Annotated in this window: 16 protein-coding genes; 6 read left to right on the top strand and 10 right to left on the bottom strand. The window is 50.7% G+C overall.

Going from position 1 to position 14,911, the window contains the following annotated elements; translation table 11 throughout:
- Position 1: 1 nt before the first annotated feature.
- From FMR86_RS11730 to FMR86_RS11700, 7 genes are read right to left on the bottom strand one after another with little or no spacing between them, the layout of a single operon-like run.
- A complete protein-coding gene (locus FMR86_RS11730; protein WP_163351592.1) occupies positions 2-2,110 on the bottom strand; it encodes an FAD-dependent oxidoreductase in 2,109 nt (702 codons plus the stop codon).
- A gap of 2 nt (positions 2,111-2,112) precedes the next feature.
- Positions 2,113-2,688, bottom strand: coding sequence for an electron transport complex protein RnfA (locus FMR86_RS11725; RefSeq protein WP_163351591.1), 576 nt, complete (start codon positions 2,686-2,688; stop codon positions 2,113-2,115).
- A gap of 9 nt (positions 2,689-2,697) precedes the next feature.
- On the bottom strand, positions 2,698-3,363 hold the full coding sequence (gene rsxE / locus FMR86_RS11720; protein ID WP_163351590.1) for an electron transport complex subunit RsxE: 666 nt from the start codon (positions 3,361-3,363) through the stop codon (positions 2,698-2,700).
- Between the two features lie 24 nt (positions 3,364-3,387).
- Positions 3,388-3,990, bottom strand: coding sequence for an RnfABCDGE type electron transport complex subunit G (rnfG, locus tag FMR86_RS11715; protein WP_163351589.1), 603 nt, complete (start codon positions 3,988-3,990; stop codon positions 3,388-3,390).
- Complete coding sequence (locus FMR86_RS11710; RefSeq protein ID WP_163351588.1) at positions 3,987-4,967, bottom strand: RnfABCDGE type electron transport complex subunit D; 981 nt, start codon at positions 4,965-4,967, stop codon at positions 3,987-3,989. Before FMR86_RS11710 ends, rnfG begins: the two co-directional genes overlap by 4 nt.
- A complete protein-coding gene (locus tag FMR86_RS11705) occupies positions 4,964-6,124 on the bottom strand; it encodes an electron transporter RnfC (RefSeq protein WP_163351587.1) in 1,161 nt (386 codons plus the stop codon). The genes FMR86_RS11710 and FMR86_RS11705 overlap by 4 nt, the downstream gene beginning before the upstream one ends.
- A 16-nt stretch (positions 6,125-6,140) precedes the next feature.
- Entirely contained in the window at positions 6,141-6,887 is a 747-nt protein-coding gene (locus tag FMR86_RS11700; protein ID WP_163351586.1) for a cytochrome c3 family protein, read from the bottom strand.
- Positions 6,888-7,102: 215 nt separating this feature from the next.
- Between FMR86_RS11700 and FMR86_RS11695 the strand changes: the two genes are divergently transcribed.
- The 3 genes from FMR86_RS11695 (at position 7,103) to FMR86_RS11685 (ending at position 10,609) form a co-directional block, all read left to right on the top strand.
- Entirely contained in the window at positions 7,103-8,617 is a 1,515-nt protein-coding gene (locus FMR86_RS11695) for an alkaline phosphatase (RefSeq protein ID WP_163351585.1), read from the top strand.
- A 104-nt stretch (positions 8,618-8,721) separates the two neighbouring features.
- Positions 8,722-9,849 carry a YibE/F family protein gene (locus FMR86_RS11690; RefSeq protein WP_163351584.1) on the top strand — a complete coding sequence of 376 codons (1,128 nt, stop codon included), beginning with the start codon at positions 8,722-8,724 and terminating at the stop codon, positions 9,847-9,849.
- A gap of 82 nt (positions 9,850-9,931) precedes the next feature.
- A complete protein-coding gene (locus FMR86_RS11685) occupies positions 9,932-10,609 on the top strand; it encodes an HAD family acid phosphatase (RefSeq protein WP_163351583.1) in 678 nt (225 codons plus the stop codon).
- A 134-nt stretch (positions 10,610-10,743) separates the two neighbouring features.
- On the opposite strand, the gene FMR86_RS11680 is transcribed toward FMR86_RS11685, so the two are convergent.
- From FMR86_RS11680 to FMR86_RS11670, 3 genes are all read right to left on the bottom strand, one after another.
- Complete coding sequence (locus tag FMR86_RS11680) at positions 10,744-11,655, bottom strand: NAD(P)/FAD-dependent oxidoreductase (protein ID WP_163351582.1); 912 nt, start codon at positions 11,653-11,655, stop codon at positions 10,744-10,746.
- Positions 11,656-11,763: 108 nt separating this feature from the next.
- Entirely contained in the window at positions 11,764-12,525 is a 762-nt protein-coding gene (locus tag FMR86_RS11675) for an HD domain-containing protein (protein WP_163351581.1), read from the bottom strand.
- A 3-nt stretch (positions 12,526-12,528) separates the two neighbouring features.
- A complete protein-coding gene (locus FMR86_RS11670; protein ID WP_163351580.1) occupies positions 12,529-12,855 on the bottom strand; it encodes an SHOCT domain-containing protein in 327 nt (108 codons plus the stop codon).
- Between the two features lie 158 nt (positions 12,856-13,013).
- Between FMR86_RS11670 and FMR86_RS11665 the strand changes: the two genes are divergently transcribed.
- The 3 genes from FMR86_RS11665 (at position 13,014) to FMR86_RS11655 (ending at position 14,905) form a co-directional block, all read left to right on the top strand.
- Positions 13,014-13,424 (top strand): response regulator, encoded by a 411-nt coding sequence (locus FMR86_RS11665; RefSeq protein ID WP_163351579.1) that lies wholly within the window; start codon positions 13,014-13,016, stop codon positions 13,422-13,424.
- 97 nt (positions 13,425-13,521) lie between these two features.
- Positions 13,522-14,457, top strand: a complete 936-nt coding sequence (locus FMR86_RS11660) for a Tim44 domain-containing protein (RefSeq protein ID WP_163351578.1) — start codon at positions 13,522-13,524, stop codon at positions 14,455-14,457.
- Between the two features lie 145 nt (positions 14,458-14,602).
- The gene (locus FMR86_RS11655) at positions 14,603-14,905 is read left to right on the top strand and encodes an Hpt domain-containing protein (RefSeq protein ID WP_163351577.1); all 303 of its coding nucleotides are present in this window, start codon (positions 14,603-14,605) and stop codon (positions 14,903-14,905) included.
- Positions 14,906-14,911: the final 6 nt, after the last annotated feature.

Genomic DNA, 14,911 nt, shown 5'->3' with positions numbered 1-14,911 from the left:
ACTATTTCACTTTTTCCCCTACCCGTGTAGTGAACACGTTTTCCAGCGGAACATCCCGGTCATAGCAGGTCAGTCCGCAACGCAGGCAGCGTGAAGTTTCATAACGAAGCTCTTCTTCACTGAGGCAACCTTCCACTTCTTTGAAGGTGGTTGTGCGGTCTTTTCCGGTGCAGTTATGGGGCATTTCAGTGCGCCCTTTCTTTTTACAGCCGTCCACATCTTTGAACAGGGTGTAAGGGATAGGTTCACGCAGTAGATTGTCTGCCAGCGGGATATCGCCTGTGGTCAGCAGGTAATGGATTGAGCGCGCTGCGCGTCGTCCTGCTCCCACAGCAGAGATGACAAGATCAGGACCGGATACTGCATCGCCCCCGGCAAATACTTTGGGGATGGAGGTCTGCAATGTGTTCGGGCTGGCCTCAATTGTACGCCAGCGGGTGAAACCGATGCTGCATTGCTCTTCGCCATCGGTATAGAAGCAGGAAAGCTGGGGCTTCTGTCCGATGGCGGAAATGACTGTATCCACAGGGTAGCGGATTTCTGAACCTTCTATCGGTTCAGGGCGGCGGCGACCTGATTCATCCGGATCGCCGAGCTCCATTTTTATGCATTCCAGATGGGTGGCACAGCCCTGATCATCAAGAATGACTTTGGTGGGGGCAGCCAGAAATACAAATTTGATGCCTTCATCAGCTGCAGCTTCAATTTCTTCGGTGTTGGCAGGCATTTCAGTGCGGGTTCGGCGATAGAGCAAAGTAACGTCACAGCCGAGTCGAACGCAGGTACGGGAGGCATCGATGGCAGTGTTGCCTCCGCCGACAACAATGACTTTCTGTCCGATTTGCGGAATTTGCCCCAGTCCGACTGCTGTGAGGAATTCCGTACCCGCAATAACTTCCTGTGCGTCTTCTCCGTCAATGTGCAAAGTGCCGCTGGCCCAAGCCCCGATACCCATAAAAAATGCTTCGAAACCTTCTTCTTCAAGGTCATTTATGGTGAAATCCGGTCCGAGCTTCTGTTCGGTGCGAACTTCCACGCCAAGATCAAGTATGCTTTGTATTTCCCAGGCAAGATCTTTTTTGGGAAGTCTGTATTCAGGAATTCCGTAACGCAGTTGTCCGCCAAGTTCGGGCATGGCTTCAATGATAGTCGGGCTGTGGCCGAGACGGCGCAGGTAGCAGGCGCAGGAAAGACCGGACGGACCTCCGCCGATGACTGCCACTTTGCGTCCTGTGTCTTTGGCGCAGGGGATGGGCAGTCGCAGGTTGTTTTTCATTTCCCAGTCGGCCACAAAACGTTTGATCATGTTGATGCCCACCGGTTCATCCACATGGGTGCGGCGGCAGATTGTTTCGCAGGGACGCGGGCAGACCCGGCCGCAGACCAGCAAAAGCGGGTTGCGTTCACGGATGATGTTTACCGCCCCGGCGTAATCGCCGTTGTTGGCGGCTTCGATGTAGCGGGGAATGTTAATATTGGCCGGGCATTTCTGCTGACAGGGAGCAAGGCAGTCGTTGGTTTCTTCCATGTGCAGCAATTTGGCAGTCATGGAAACAATGGAAAGCACCCCGCGCGGGCAGGCTTCCACACATTTACGGCAGGCCCGGCAGGCCAGCGGGTCCACCACGGGCAAACCTTCCGGTCCCATGTGGATAGCATCAAAGGGACAGACAGCAACACAGGTTCCAAGGCCGAGGCAGCCTTCAGGGCAGGTTTTGGCTCCGTTGTAGAGCAGGGCCTGAGCGCGGCAGTTGTTGGCTCCTTCATAATTGAAAAGTTCTTCGGCCCGTTCGCCTCCGGTACAGTCCCGGAAGGCCAGTTCCGGTTCCATGTCCAGTACTTCCAGCCCCATGACCGCACCTACAGCCTTGGCGGTTTCAATGCCGCCGATAACACAGACATTGGCCCCTGATTTGCCATCTACCACCGCATTGGCCGCGCCGTTACATCCGGCATAGCCGCAGCCGCCGCAGTTTACGCCGGGCAGCACGTCTTCAACCTGCGCAATACGCGGGTCTTCCTTTACGTGCAGGATTCTGGATGCCACAGCGAGTATGGTCGCAGCCGTGAATCCTAATCCCATTAATACGAGAAGCGAATTTAGGATCATAATTAAATCATCCCCTTAAATGCAAAAAATGCCAGTGACATTAAACCCGCCATGACCAGCGCGATGGGTGTTCCTTTCATTGAATTAGGCGTCCGCGACACTTCGATGCGTTCACGTATGGCTGAGAGAACGATCAGGGCCAGCATGAATCCCATGCCGGAAGCGAAGGAAAAGGCCACGGTTTTGATGAAGGTGAATTCCTCCCGCTGGCAGATGATGGCGATACCCATGACCGCGCAGTTGGTGGTAATCAGCGGCAGGAAGATGCCCAGACTTTTATAGAGCGGCGGCACGGCCTTTTTGAGGAACATCTCCACAAACTGGACCAGCGAGGCAATGACGAGGATGAATGTGAGGGTCTGCAGATATTGCAAGCCCAGCGGATCAAGCAGGTATTCCTGCACAGCCCATGTGATTGAGGCGGCCATGGTGGCAACGAAAACCACCGCGCTGCCCATGCCGATGGCCACGGAAATTTTTTTGGAAGTGCCGATGAACGGACAGTTGCCGAGATATTGGGCCAGCACAATGTTGTTGACGAATATGGCCGAGATGAAGAGCAGGAAGTATTCTTTCATGACTTACCCCTAGCGGCTGCAAATGCCGCAGGACCTGCATTCGTGGCTGGGGTTGTCAAGTACGGCCTGTCCTTTTCGTCGTGCCTGCCAGCTGGTGAAAATATTCATGGCCGAGAGCATGAGTCCGAGACAGACAAAGGCTCCGGGGGCTTCGATCATAAAGGTGAAGGGCTTGTAGTTTGCGGGCATGATCTGGCTGCCGAAGAGAGTGCCGTAACCGAGCAGTTCGCGCAGTCCGCCGAGCAGGGTCAGTGAAACGGTGAAGCCGATACCCATGCCCAGACCGTCCGCAGCTGCAAGCAGGACAGGATTTTTTGAGGCGAAAGCTTCAGCCCGACCGAGAATGATGCAGTTTACAACAATGAGCGGCACGAAGATGCCGAGCTGCTGGTAAAGGGGGTAGGCAAAGGCTTGCATGAGCAGTTCCACAGAGACAACCAGCGAGGCGGCGATGACAATGAAACAGGCGATACGCACCTTGGGCGGGATGATCTTGCGGAAGATGGAAACAAGGATGTTGGACATGGTCAGCACAAAAATGACCGCCATGCCCATGCCCAGTCCGTTGTCAGCGGTTTTGGTTACCGCCAGCACCGGGCAGAGGCCGAGCACCACCTTGAAAGGCGGCAGGTCCTTCCAGAGTCCTTTAGAAAATTCATTCCATAATCTGCTCATCTTATGCCCCTGTTATGAATCGTTTTATGAGCCGTCTTTTGAACTGCCCGGCCATGCTTCTGCGATCTGCGGTTTCAGCTTTTGGAAAATGGAAACAGCCTGTTTTACCGCTTCAACTGAAGCTGTGGATGAAACGGTCGCCCCGGCAATGCCGTCGATATCGCCGCCCTTGGAATTCAGCTCCACTGCGGCGGCGAGATGATTTTCAAACTGACTGGTGAATCCGTGTCCGGCTACCTTCGAACCCACGCCGGGGGTTTCCTTCATGGTGGTGATGCCGATACCGGAAAGTTTTTTTCCATTTATATTGAATCCTACCATAACTCCCACGTCTCCGCCGTAACCTTTAGCAAAAGTTTCAAGGGCTACTCCGAAAACTTTTCCGTCCTTCATGGCCGGGAAGATTGTTACCTGCGTTTCAGTGCCGGGGAGGGTTAATTTTTTGCGGTCCTTTACCGGGGAATTATCAAATCCTTTGAGTACCTGATTAATTGCCGGACCCTGCACGTAGGTCAGCACCTGTTCTTCAATGCGCGATTCAGTCGCTTCCTTCAGGCTGGCGAGGGTCACGCTGAACATTCCGCAGATCAGGGTCAGCACGATGATCATTTTTATGGATTCTTTCATGACCGGGTCCTTAGGTGAATGCTGGTTGTGCCTCCGAAAGGTGCAGGGCGGATTTTATCGATGAGCGGGGTCATCAGGTTGGCCAGCAGAATGGCAAAGGGAACTCCGTCCGGATAGATTCCGTAGGTCCGGATGATGATGACCATTACTCCGGCTGTTAAGCCGTAAATGAGCATGGGGATGTGTCCCGCAGGGGATGAAGGGCCGTCCGTTGCCAGAAAGAAAGCCCCGAAAAGAGTGGAACCGCAGAGCAGATGATACTGCGGTGCTGCGTATTCAAGGGGATCGATGAAATAGTAGACTGCTGCTGTTGCTGCCGCCCCGGCAATGAAAGCCAGCGGAATGTCCGGCCTGATGACTCTACGGGCAAGCAGGTAGATTCCGCCCAGCAGGACTGCTCCGGTCTGTGCTGCGCCGCATCCGCCGAGCTGGAAACCGAGCAGCAGGGATTTGAGCGAATATTCATCCAGAGTTTCCGGGCCGAAATTTTTAAGCTGACTTAAGGGATAGGTCAGTTCCGAAGCGAGCATGGTCATATCAAAATTCATGAGGTCCGGCCACGAAACAGCGAGGATGGCCCAGCCCACCAGCGGCACGCAGAGCTGGTTTGCGCCCAGTCCTCCAAAAATTATGCGGCCCATGAAAATTGAAATTGCGCTGCCTGCCGCCACCAGCCACCATGGGGAGGCCGGAGGAATCAGGAGGCCGAAAAGCAGCCCGTAAAGCAGGGCAGTGTAGTTGTCCGCTTCGATCTCCCGTTTCATTAAATACAGGCAGATGGTTTCGGTGATCACGGCAGTAAAGCAGGAAAGGGCCAGCACCCGCACCGCCAGCATCTGGTAATGATAGACCGCAAAAGCCGCAGCCGGAAGCAGGGCAATGATTGTTTCCAGTGCGTCCTGTTTGAAGGTACGTCCGCAATGGGCATGGGGCGGAATGGAGACGGTCAGGATTGGTGATCCGTTTAATGGCTTCATTTCTGCTCCCGAAGATCTTCAATTATCGGTTGGGCGGCCAGCTCCTTTTTCGCCAGCCGGATGTATTGCAGCAGGGGCCGCCGGGCTTTACACCAATAGCCGCAAAGTCCGCATTCAAAACAGGAGGCAATGTTGTATGCCAGACAGTTTTCATAGAGTCCGAACTCCGCATGACGTGAGATCATGTTCGGCATCAGCCGGGCAGGGCAGCGGATAACGCATTCACCGCAGCCCACGCAGGGATTGTCTGTAAAAGTCGGATTGCTGCTTGAATTAATAACCGTAACGGCCTGCGTGTCCGGGCGTACTCCGTGTTTCAGGTTGTAGACGGCTTCTCCGGTCAGCGGACCGCCGAGAATTACCCGGTCATGCTCTGCAGGGCGGAAACCGGCCAGTTTCAAAAGTACTCCTGCCGGAGTTCCCACCGGGGTGAGAAAGGGGGTGTTGCCCACTTTTACAATAACAAGGGTAACCGGCTGGCGTCCATGCACAGTCCTGCCGATGCGGTAGAGGGTGGTTGCATCAATGATCGTTACTTCGGGTGGTAATTCCTTGCCTGTTACCGCTTTGGTGACCAGTTCAGGCAGACTGTTGGGGTAGACCGGATCAATCTCATGCCCGGTGCATCCGGGGATGGTCCAGTCCATCCCTGCCGGAACTGTAAGGGCGCAGGCTTTGGGTGAGAGGGCTTTTTTCAGGTAATTAAGCCCGGTCACCATGATATCGGTAAATTCTTCAATCAGGAAGCGGTGTCCGTCCATTCCCGCTTCGTGGGGCACGGCGTTAATTATCAGGGTGCAGCCCGGCTTGTAGCCGCGGATGTCTATGCCGTTCAGGCGTAAATTATCCAACATGGCAACGGGATTTGTTGCGGAAAAATCAGCGGGCAGGGCCACCCGGGTTCCTTCCTCCCTGATGGTGATGAAATCTTTTTTCAAGTCAATGACTGTACCGGAAACAGAACTGTGCAGGTCCGGTTTTCTGCCCGCAGGATCAGACGCTACAGGCTGGGCCTTGCTTACCTGATAATTGATCTGCACCAGAGGAACGAGGCCGGTGATTTCAAGGGAAATCTCCAGCGCGCTGCCCAGCTCCTGCTCCCATGTGTTTACTATGGGGCCGCGTTCTGAAGGGATAAGTGAAAAAAGAGGATTCATAATCGGGCTTCCCATTTTATTTTAAATGACATCTGCTGCATTCGCTTTCCTTGTATGGGCCGCGTTTCAGTTCTTTGTGGCAGTCCATGCACTGGTCATGGAAAGCACTGCTGCGGTTGAGCACCAAATCTTTGTCATTTTCCTGATGGCACTGGCCGCAGGCGGTGAAATCACCGGAATAATCTTTCATGTTCTGCATTTTATGGCAGGGAGTACATCCTTTCAACCCTTCCTCGAACATTTCATCGTGACAGCTGATACAGCGGTCATGGGCTGCATCGCGCACGCTGGGTACATCTGCTGTTCCCGCGTTGGTATGGCAGTTGCCGCATTTTTGCGGTTCTTTTTCAATGTCACTGTCATGATGGCAGGTCTGGCAATCTTCATCTGCATATTCTTCATGGGCAGCGTGGTCGAAGTTGAGTTTTCCCAGCTCGGCATGGTGGCATTGTGCGCAATAGCTGGTGTCCGGGAAGGACCGGATGTGATCGCGCACGTAATCCTTGTCAAACGCTTCAGGGTGGCAGGAACCGCAGGGCAGGGGTTCCTGATCGCTGTTTTCGCGCTCATGGTGGCATTTATCGCAGGGGATTTCGTAGTCCCGGTGGTGACGGATGTGGGTGAATATTACTTTACCGCCGCTGTTTTTGAATAAAATACGGACCGGTATTTTTTCTTTTTTTTCGGGAGAAAAATATCCGGCAACAGCCAGCCCGAAAAGAATGACAAGTACTATAATGATGGGAAGAAATTTTTTGCTCACCGGGGTAGTCCTTGTTTTGTTAAATAATTTAACTGTATATTATATACTGAACAAGGGTGGAATTGTCCAGTCCTAAAAAAGGACTGGTTTAAACATGGGTTTTCATAAACTCCTTAAATCTGTGACATAATAGACACATGTGCCTGATAAGTATCGCCCTTGAAACGGGTTCGTTATTCCCGTTTTGATGAAAAATAAATTATCAGGAGAAAGTGATGAGATTTTCCAACAAACTCAGAGTATTGGTGGCCCTTATGGTCTGTGCCATGGTTATGGCTGCAGCACCTGCATTCGCTAAGGGTAAAAAAGTCCGCGTCTACAAAGGTAAACCTGCCAAGTACGTATTCCTCTTCATTGGTGACGGTATGGGGCTGCCCCAGAAAAGTGCCACCGAAGCATTCACCGGCGAACAGCTGATCATGAACACCTTCCCCGCACAGGGAATGACTACCACATCTGCTGCTAACAGATTCATCATCGGTTCCGCTGCTGCTGCAACCGCAATTGCCAGTGGTCAGCAGACCAATATCGGCATGCTCGGCATGGCTCCCAGCCAGAAGCACGTCAAGTCCATTGCTGAAATGGCTAAAGCTGACGGTATGAAAGTAGGTATTGTTTCCAGCGTATCCATCGACCACGCTACCCCCGCTGCTTTCTACGCACACGTTCCCACCCGCGGCCAGTACTACGACATCGACGTTGCACTTGCCGAAAGTAACTTTGATTTCTTCGGTGGCGGCGGTCTCAAAGACATCAGCAACAAGAAGAAAAACTCCAAGAACTTTAAAGGTAATGTTCTCGATCTGATCAAAAATGCCGGCTACAAAGTTGTAACCGACAAAGAAGCTTTCAACGCAATCAAGCCCGGTGACGGCAAAGTTATCGCATGGAACGCATGGCTGCAGGATTCCAAAGCAATGCCTTACGCCATGGACATGACTGAAAAAGACATCACCCTTCCTGAATTCACCGCCAAGGCAATCGAAATGCTCGACAATCCTGAAGGTTTCTTCCTCATGGTTGAAGGCGGTAAAATTGACTGGGCCTGTCACGCTAACGACGCTGCTGCTTTCATTTACAACACCGTTGCTTTTGACAACTCCATCAAGGAAGCTGTTGAGTTTGCTAAAAAGCACCCCAAAGAAACCCTTATCGTTGTAACCGGTGACCACGAGTGCGGTGGGCTGACTCTCGGTTTCGCAGGTACCAAATACGGCTCCTACTTCGACGCTCTTCAGCCCCAGACCATTTCCTTCCAGCAGTTCTCCGACCAGATCGTGAAACTCTGGAAAGAAGAACACAAAGGCAAAGCAAGCTTTGAAGATTTTCAGCCCACCATCACTCACTACTTCGGTCTTGAATTCGAAGGTGATGCCAAGAAGAACCCTCTCGTTGTAAAGGATTACCAGCTTGCCATGCTCAAGGACGCTTACGAGCGCACCATGAAAGGCGAGAAGAAGTTCAAGGATCCTGAACTCTACAATCTTTACGGCGGATACGATCCTCTGACCGTGACCATCACCCACGTGCTGAACAACAATGCCGGTCTTGGCTGGACTTCTTACAAGCACACTGCTGTTCCCGTTGCCACCTCCGCCATGGGCGTCGGTTCCTCTTCTTTCAACGGTTACTACCACAACACTGACATCGCTTACAAAATCATGGCCATTATGGGCATGACTCCCAAAGTGCATGCCGGCATCAATAACGCTGAGCTTGCTGCCAAATAGCTGACTCATCGTACTTTAACTGTTCGGGGCGGAGCATCGTAACGATGCTCCGCCTTTAGCTTATCCAGCAAATATCGGAATCAAAATTTCAACCACCAGAGATCATGCCCGGATTATTGAAAAACAGAGAGTTCATACTTGTCGCGGTCTTCGCAGTGCTTAGCAGCATTCTTTATTTTATCCCTACAGAATTTGACCAGCGGGTTGCTGAAAATGCCGAGCGGTGCCGGGCGGAGGTGGTTTCGGTGGATAACGCTGATATTGATCAGTTCGGCATAGTCAAAACCGGACCGCAGTCCGTGACCATGAAAATTCTTGATGGTCGATTTAAAGGTCAGATCCTGCAAGGCACCAACGAACTTCTCGGACAGATGGACAAGGATAAATTCTTTGTGCCCGGAGATGAGGCTCTGGCGGTGGTCACCTATGATGCGGAAGGTAAGCCCATGTTTGCCGTGCCGCAGGATCATTACCGTATTGATCTTGAACTGACCATGCTGCTGCTTTTTTCTTTTCTGCTGCTTGTTTTCGGGGGCTGGACCGGGGCCAAGGCTCTATTTTCTTTCATGTTTACCGCACTGGTGCTTTGGAAACTGCTGGTTCCGGCTTTGCTGGAAGGTCGTGATCCGGTCTGGATTACTCTTGCTGTAGTCGCCGGGCTTTGTGCGGTTATTATTTTCATGGTTGCCGGGTTGAACCGTAAGGGTGTGGTGGCTTTTCTGGGATCATTTCTGGGCGTATTCACCAGCTGTCTGCTGGCTATTTATTTTACCGGGAAACTGCATCTGCACGGGGCGGTGATGCCTTTTGCCGAGACTCTGCTTTATTCAGGGTTCGGGCATCTGGATCTGACCCGCATTTACATTGCCGCAGTTTTTCTGGCCTGCTCCGGTGCGGTCATGGACCTTGCCATGGATGTTGCGGCCAGCATGGATGAAGTTGTTCGGGCCAACCCGGAAATTACCCATATGCAGGCCCTTGCATCCGGCATCCGGGTGGGCAGGGCGGTTGTGGGGACCATGACCACCACGTTGCTGCTGGCTTATTCCGGCGGGTTTATCACCCTGCTCATGGCCTTTATGGCGCAGGGGATTCCACTGATCAATACTTTTAACTTTGTCTATGTTTCCGCTGAGATTCTAAAGACTCTGGTGGGCAGTTTCGGTCTGGTTACCGTGGCCCCGTTTACCGCTCTGGCCGGGGCTTTTGTTTTTATCAGGAAAAACAAATAGTTCAATTGCACATACTTGTCGGATACGGTTTTGTTATGCTAATTTCCCTTTACTCTGATATTTTAGGTGGAGGGAAATTTTTTTGAAGTTACGTTTGATCTGTATTTGTCTGATTCTGTTTTGCGTGAGTGGCTGTGTTGCGTCCAAGGCGCGTAAAGTAAAAGCACCCGAAACCATGCTTTCCCTGCCGGAAGCCCGGAAACGGATTGTCGCTTATCATGAAAGCGGTAAGTATGATGAAGATACGGCACACGTTGCCGAATCCGTATCAGACGCCGCGATTAAGGCTATCAAAAATAAGGTCAAATATCCTGCGGTGGTCATGGTGGTGGAGGATGTGCTGCTTTCCACTTATGAAGCGCGTAGCAAGCAGGGTTTTGCTGATAATCCCGCTGCGGTTACAGATTTAGAATCACATGTGATATTAAGTTCCCTTCCCGCTGTAAAATCGTCAATTGTGTTGTTTGATTTTTTGCAGGAGCGTAATATTCCTGTTTTTCTGGTTTCCTATCGTCCGGAAGGGTTCCGGGTTCCGGTGATGGAAAATCTTTCCAAGGTCGGCTTTTCCGGTTGGAAAAAAATATTTATGAAACCGCTTAATTATCCTGATAATTCGAATTTCAGCGAAGAAGTTCGTAGAGGCTTGCAGCGCACAGGCTACAACATCATCGCCACCATCGGAGTATTACCGGAAGATATTTCAGGCGAGTTTGCCGGGAAAGCGGTACTATATCCCAACTATATTTATTCCAAGCGTTAAATGAAAACCGGGCTGCCCATAAAAAGAACAGCCCGGTTTTTTACTAATAGGGATTCCAAAGGGGCTTAGCTCCTTTGGCCGCCGGAGGCGAAATCTTTAAATTAAAAGCGCGTAGCGCATCAAATCTTCTTTAATCAAGTCTTACGAACGTATTTAGCTGCGCTTAAACCTGCCACGCAGCCTTCTCCGACAGCTTTAGCCATCTGGAGCGGCGGTCCGCAGATATCTCCGGCGGCGAAGATACCGGGAACGTTGGTGCGCTGCTGCTTGTCAGTTTCAATGAATTTCATGGATTCATCCAGCTGGATACCCAGTTCGGCAGCAAGGGACATGACCCCTTTTGCGCCCAGTTCAATGAAAACCCCGGTTACATCAAGCTTGTCACCGTTCTTGAAAACGAGACCGTCTACACCGCTTCCGCCGGTGATCTGGTCGACTTCCACTCCTTCGTGGATGATGATGTTTTCGGCTTTTAGCTTTTCCATGAGTTCCGGCGCGAAGTTGAATTCATTGGACACAAGGTGGACTTTGGATGCGAGGTGCGAGAGATGCAGTGCTCCCCCTGCTGCAGCACTTTCACCGCCCACAATTGCGACTTCCTCGCCCCTGAAAAAGTTGCCGTCACATTCCACACAATAGCTTACGCCCTTGCCGAAAAGGTCTTTTTCGCCGGGGACCCCGAGTTTGTTGCGGGTGGTTCCGGTGCAGATGATGATCGCTTTGGTCTTGAATTCCTTGGTTTCGGAGGTAACGGTAAATCCGCCCCCGCCGAGGTCCATGAGGTCCGGGGTCTGGATTTTCAGCACATCTTCATTGAAGAATACTGCGCCGAAGCTTTCAGCCTGCTGTTGCCCGGTTCTCAGGATCTGTTCACCGGAAATTTCCAGCGTACAGCAGAAATTTTCAATATGTGCCCACCAGAGGCTGCTCTTGTCGTTTTTACCGAGGATAAGAACTTTGAGCCCTTTTCTTGCTGAGTGAATGGCGGCCTGCAAGCCTGCAGGTCCGGCTCCTAGAATGGTAATATCATAATTGGTTTCGGTCATTGGCAGCTGTCCGTTAGTGAATTGTTATGTTTAAAAGTCTACTTCGAAAGGTAAGTTGCAATTTACAAAAGACAAGAGTGCGTGAAACCTATTATTCCACAAAATCTATCAAGAGTTAAGCTGTTCCATTACCGGCTTGTAAAGGGCGTGTATTTGACCTGTGTCAGGAAGCTGTTCCATGATGGTGTCAACGTATCCCCGTTTGATCATTTCTTTTCGTGACCACTCAAAATTCAGGTCGTATGCCCAGCTTAAAAGGAGCAGGCGAAAATCATTCAGGCAGCGCATTTTCACATAGGAAACCTGTTTTCCCTGCCGGATTTCCTGCAGGATGGACTCGGTTATTTCTCCGGGCTTTTCGGTCAGTCCCATGAGTGTGGCTTCGTTTTCGGGCTTGACGTCTGTCATATGTGGGATGAGCACTTGGATGATGTCTATTTTGTCGGAGTCGCGGACTACTTCAGTGCATAATCTGAGATCGTCGGAGATGAAGCCGGGCAGTGAACTGCGGTTATGCAGTGCAATTGCTCCGAGGACGGTGTTGCGTTGTTTCCGGGGCAGGCAGTTAAGCAGTCTGTGCTTCAAAACCGTTCTGGCTCCAAGTGTACCGTGGTTACAGGAATCGATATCCCTGAATGTTCTGTACTTCCGGTACTGGGGAAACCTTCCGGTATCGTGGAACAGGGCTGCGATACGTGCAGTTTCATCCAGTTCTTCGGAAAGCGGCAATGAATCACAGATCCTGCAGCTGTTTTCAAAGACGTCAAAAGAGTGATCGAACTTCAACTGCAGGTCCGGTTTTTCGTTTTTACCCGCATTTTGCAAGTAGGGTGTGGCAAAATCGGTGAATATATTTTTGAACTGTTCCATGGATTAGAACAGGATTCTTTTTTTCTTGAATTTGTAATCAATTTCGGAAATTTTGCCGGATTTCAAATCTTCTTCAAGCTGAGCAAGGGCTTTTTCACGCATTTCCGCAGCCTCACGGTCGAGATCATGGTCACGGAATTTTCCATTGGGACCGAACAGTACACGCAGGAAAATAACGATTACGCCGAGGATTGCGGCTACGAAGGCCATTTTTGCCATTGAGGCCCAGAAGTCGCCGTAACCGGGGCCGAAAGGCCAGTGGTCCCAGTGGGGGTTGGCTTCATATTTACCGGATATAAATGAAAATACGGATGAAATTGTTTCTATCATGAATACTTCCTGTTTTGTTTTTTGTGAATAATTAACCCTCATTTCAACTCTCCGCAAGATAAACCGGAAGTTGGAATTTTATGTAAATAATTGCATGAAATATGTCAGTGTGTTCTAATGTCAGGTCATAAATCAGGTGCTTTATTTGAGGAGCTAGTATGAAAATTCTTATAGTTGAAGATGAACTGGCGAGCAGGAAATTTCTTACCTACGTCATGGCCGGCTATGGTGAATGCACTTCTGCTGTGAACGGTATTGAAGCGGTTGATGAATTTACCCGTGCGCTGGAATCCGGTGAGCGTTATGATCTGATATGTATGGATATAATGATGCCGGAAATGGATGGTCAGGAAGCCTTGAAAAGGATTCGCGGTATTGAAACCGATAATGGCATTGCTCCCCATCTGGAAACAAAAGTCCTTATGACCACCGCTTTGAAGGATCCCTCCAATGTGGTGGAGGCGTATTATAAAGGCGGAGCCTCCATTTACCTGACCAAGCCGCTTGATGGCGAAAAGATCGGTGAGGCAATGGTCGAGCTTGGTTTTTTGAAAAAAAAGAATGAATAGCTCCGATATTACTGGACAGGTTCGAGTAGCGTAATTATCTAAAGGACTGCGGCTTTAAGTCGCATTTTTTTTATAACCTAAGTAAATGAGGTATTAGATGAAACTACTCGGGTATTTGGTTCTTCCCCTCACTGTTGTCTGCCTGCTGGCTCTTTCAGTCGGAGATGCGGATGCGAAAAGAATGGGCGGCGGAAGATCATTCGGCAGCAAGCCATCTTTTTCTAAAAATTACAACAAGCCGACATCCTCTGCCACTTCCCAGAAGCAGGCAAGCGGTGCGAATAAGCAGCAGGGCGGTATAGCCCGTCCCGGTATGGGGCTTCTCGGTGGTCTGCTGGCCGGAACTTTTCTCGGCTCCATGCTGGGTGGATTCGGCGGTATGGGCGGCGGATTCTTCAACATCCTGATCATCGGTCTGCTTGTTTATCTTGGATTCAAGTTTTTCAAGTCCCGCAGTCGTGGGGCTGATAATATGTACCAGCAGGGCAATTACCAGCGCGGTCCGGACCGCTCCCAGCCCAATCAGAATATGAATAATGATCCTTATGCCCGCAGGGAACAGAATGCCCAGAATGCGTGGGATCACCTTTCTTCCAAACCTTCTTCTCAGCCTGCAGCAGATTCTGCTGCTCAGCAGGGCGGCCCGGTTGTGAACACTCCCGCCGGGTTTGATGAAGAAGAGTTTCTTGACGGTGCCAAGGCTGTTTATACCCGTCTGCAGAAATCATGGGACAGCCGTGACATGTCGGATATTGAGCAGTTCGCAACCGCCGGAGTTGTGGAAGAAATTAAACAGCAGGCCAAGGAAGATCCCGGTCCGTCCCAGACTGACGTGCTGATGGTCAATGCAAGGCTGCTGGAAGTAAAAGAAGAAGGCGGCATGTCCAATGCAACTGTCTACTACGATGTACTGCTTCGTGAGGATCCTTCCCAGTCTCAGCCTTCTCAGGTGCGCGAGGTCTGGCACTTTGTTAAGCCCGTTGGTTCCGATGGAATGTGGAAGCTGGACGGCATTCAGCAGCTTGAAGAATAATTTTAAATAATAGTCGTTCGGTGGCGAATTTCTTTGCCTGCGGCTGTACAAATTGATAATATATAAGGGTATCGCTTTGAAGGGCGGTACCCTTTTTTACGTTAATTCAGCTGGGTAATTTGAAAAAATATTGGTCGGGGGATGTATGGTTGTCAGAATTGTTGAGAAAATTGAAGCAGATCTGGAAGGCTTGATTCTCGGCTTTATGGAAATTACCCGGAGAGAAATCAAGGAGTTGAGTATTGCTCTTGAGTCAGGAGATATGACCACTGCAGCCCGTCTCGGCCATAATATCAAAGGCTCGGCATTGAATTACGGCTTTTTGCAGCTGGGTGGCATCGGGCGTAGGATAGAGTCATGCGCAGCTCAAAACGATCTGATTCAAGTACGTGCAGAATTTAACGCGCTCAAGGATTATGTTGAGCGCGTAGAAGTTGAGTTCGTCTAATTTTCT

Source organism: Desulfovibrio sp. JC010 (assembly GCF_010470675.1).
Taxonomy (GTDB): Bacteria; Desulfobacterota; Desulfovibrionia; order Desulfovibrionales; family Desulfovibrionaceae; genus Maridesulfovibrio.
This window is presented reverse-complemented; position numbering and strand designations above follow the sequence as displayed.